The 3,235-nt window shown below is 64.3% G+C and carries 3 protein-coding genes and 1 tRNA gene; all 4 read right to left on the reverse strand.

Annotated elements, in window-relative coordinates:
* Positions 1–398: 398 nt before the first annotated feature.
* A complete protein-coding gene (locus tag Amac_RS53335) occupies positions 399–827 on the reverse strand; it encodes a MaoC family dehydratase (protein WP_155362071.1) in 429 nt (142 codons plus the stop codon).
* 2 nt (positions 828–829) lie between these two features.
* Positions 830–1,279: a MaoC family dehydratase N-terminal domain-containing protein gene (locus Amac_RS53340; protein ID WP_155362072.1), complete on the reverse strand. Its 450-nt coding sequence runs from the start codon at positions 1,277–1,279 to the stop codon at positions 830–832.
* A gap of 1,024 nt (positions 1,280–2,303) precedes the next feature.
* Positions 2,304–2,468, reverse strand: a complete 165-nt coding sequence (gene rpmG, locus Amac_RS53345; RefSeq protein WP_030921771.1) for a 50S ribosomal protein L33 — start codon at positions 2,466–2,468, stop codon at positions 2,304–2,306.
* A gap of 77 nt (positions 2,469–2,545) precedes the next feature.
* A tRNA-Met gene (locus tag Amac_RS53350) sits at positions 2,546–2,619 on the reverse strand.
* Positions 2,620–3,235 lie beyond the last annotated feature (616 nt).

A 3,235-nucleotide genomic window follows, 5' to 3' on the forward strand; every position in this document is an offset into this window, starting at 1 on the left:
CCGCACCACACCGGCCAGCCGCCCTGAGGGGATCACAGCGCCGCACACCAACACCGCCGACCACCTGATCAAGGGAGCCACGCCACCCGAACAGGAGCAACAAACCGGCCCGTCAGAAGAACCGCACCACACCGGCCAGCCGCCCTGAGGGGATCACAGCGCCGCACACCAACACCGCCGACCACCTGATCAAGGGAGCCACGCCACCCGAACAGGAGCAACAAACCGGCTCATCAGGAGAACCGCACCACACCGGTCACCCGCCCTGGGGATCACAGCGTCACTCACCGACGCCGGCAATCGCCTGATCATGGGAAAGCCGGACCACCTCGGCAGGAGATCTACACCATGTGAACGGGGAACCGCGCGGACCGATCAGGAGAACCCGCGCCATCTGGTCAGGAGAGTTGCACCACGGCGCGGGCCTTGGAGAGGACCCGTGAGTCGCCCGATTTGGCGGTCAGCGTGACGAGGACCCGCTTGTCCTCTAGCTTTTCCTCGATCACGCCGCTGACCACGAGTGTCGCGCCATTCTCGTCGTCCGGCACGACCACCATTGACGAGAATCGCACGCCGTAGTCGACCACCGCGGCCGGATCCCCGGCCCAATCGGTGACGAATCGACCGCCTTCTGCCATGGTGAACATCCCGTGTGCGATCACATCGGGCAACCCCACAGACTTGGCGAAACGCTCGTTCCAGTGGATCGGGTTGAAGTCGCCGGACGCCCCGGCGTACATGACGAGGTTCACCCGGCGCACCGTGTACTCCACCGCCGGGATCTCCTGTCCGGCCTCGACCTCGTCGTACTTGATCGTCGCAGCCATGGTTACGCCGCCCCTCCACGCTCGACAATAACGTTGTACGTCGTGCAGACCTGCTCCCCAGCCACGGTCGTGATGTCGCTCTTGACCGTCAGGAACTCATTACGCCCCACGCTGCGAATCTCTGAGATCGTCGACGTGCAGAGCAGCTGGTCACCCGCGTAGATCGGACGCTGGTAGGAGAATCGCTGTTCCCCATGCACCACCATCGCGTAGTTCAACCCGAACTCCGGATCGGAGAGCGCCTCCCCGGCCCCGGACAGAGTGAAGACAATGGGGAACGTCGGCGGAGCCACCACATCCGGATGCCCGGCGGCGATCGCGGCCTCCCGGTCCCGGTAGATCGGGTTCGAGTCGCCGATGGCGGTCGCGAACTCCTTGATCTTCACGCGGCTGACCTCGTAGGGAACGGACGAGGCGTACGCCCGCCCGAGGAAATCGCGATTCAAAGCCATCGGACGGTACTCCTTCGGCGGCAAGAGACAACGAAGCCGACACTAACAGAACAAGGTTCCGTTGTCTGCGCGGCCATTCCCCACCGTAACCAGCCCACCCCTCAACCACCGCTGTCGGGCCCCGCCAAGCCCACCCCGAACTCCCTGTACGGACACAACAAACCGGCGCCCCATTCACGGGTACGCCGGTTCGCCAAATGCACTAATGACCTGCTTTAGCCCGACAACAAAGGAAAGCAGGCAGCGTGAGACCGGCCACCGGGAAATGGCTCTGACACGCATTCGGGGAACGACACCGCCATGCAGGACCTGTTCGTCCGCCTGACCGGAGGCCCGCGACGAGATTCCCGACCTTGTCCCGGCCGGATGCGCTTGATCCGGAAGGCCTCGGGGCCAGAGGCCTGCGACGAGGTTCCCGACCCGGCTGCTCGCGGCCAACCTGCTGTTCACCGCCCTGCTGTGGGCAGGCTATCTCGTCGTGATCGTGGATCACTCGCCCAGGATGCTATGACCTGGGACGACAGGCCCCACGGAACTCACATGGATCGTGGTGTCACCGGAAGGGCCGGGTGTTTTCAGTCATGTCGTAATGGAGAATCTCAGCCCCGACCCGACCAGGACCTTCACCCCGCCCAGCGGATGGCAGGCGATCAGCTCTCCAGCCGCGCATCCGCTACCAGCGACTCGTCAGCCGCCAGCGCGAAAGCTATTCCAGCCCATGCCGCTAAATGCCTCGGCACGTGCTCTCCATCACCTGAACGTGACGCATGAAAGCGTTACGTCTCGCAAACCGGCGTACCCGTGAATGAGGCGTCGGTTATTGTGCCCGTACAGGTGAGTGAGGCTAAACCCCCCAGCGACCTGGGCAGGAGACCCGGCCTCGGAAACCGGCCGGATCACCATGCTCCCTGCCGCCGTCACCCGTGGTGCCCACCCCAGGGCGTCGCCACCGGTCACGCGGCGGCGACGGCCGCCTCAACCTCGCCTATGCCGATCGAGTCGCAGGGCGAGGACGAGGGAAGGGTTAGCGGGTCTCGCGGTGGGCCTGGTGCGTCTTGCAGTTCGGGCAGTACTTCTTCAGCTCAAGCCGATCCGGGTCGTTACGCCGGTTCTTCCGCGTGATGTAGTTGCGGTGCTTGCACTCCTGGCAGGCCAACGTGATCTTCGGCCTAACGTCTGTGGCAGCCACGTGGGAGTGCCTTTCTACGTTTGGGACTCTGGACAAACCCGGACCGGGCTCCTATGGAGGGGGACCCGGCAGGGTAGTAGCGGAGGCCGGACTTGAACCGGCGACACAACGATTATGAGCCGTTTGCTCTGCCTGACTGAGCTACTCCGCCTGGAGGCCGACGAAACTCACCGGCCACGCAAGGATACCCGACCTGCACGACAGTCACGCACATGCGCGCATCGCCAGGATCGGGCTAAGAAGCCCACGACTTTCACCGGAGCCCCCACATCACTTTCGGCACGAAACCCTGCGCCTGAACAGACGCCGCCCCTTTGCCAACCGACATCCTAACCCACCGCAACCCCGACCGAGACACGCGCTCACCCCCCAAGCAGGTCACACGGTCGAGTCACCTGCGTCACAGCGCCGTGGTTCTCCCACCCAGTGAGACTTGAGGGAGCAGCAGCACCCGGTGGTTCGGGTGGAATAGCTGTGACAGGAGGTGTTCCGTTGAGGCTGACCCAAACTCACCCTGACCCCGTGCCTTCGGGTGTCCTCGGGCTGATCTGTCGCCTCGCCTGGAGTGTCTCCGATGGTGCGTGCCGGGTTCGGCCGGAACGTGGCCTGATAGGAGCCTGTGCCAAGACTGTGTCTCGTCACTGGTCTGCCCGCCCGGCCGTCCGGCACGCACCACCTCCCTCATCTTCCCCCCAGGTCCCGAAGGTTGTACATGGCCAAGCAGTCGAACAAGCGGCGGGTGGTCGGCGGGATCGACACCCACAAGG

The sequence above is a fragment of the Acrocarpospora macrocephala genome, assembly GCF_009687865.1.
In the GTDB taxonomy this organism is placed as follows: Bacteria; Actinomycetota; Actinomycetes; order Streptosporangiales; family Streptosporangiaceae; genus Acrocarpospora; species Acrocarpospora macrocephala.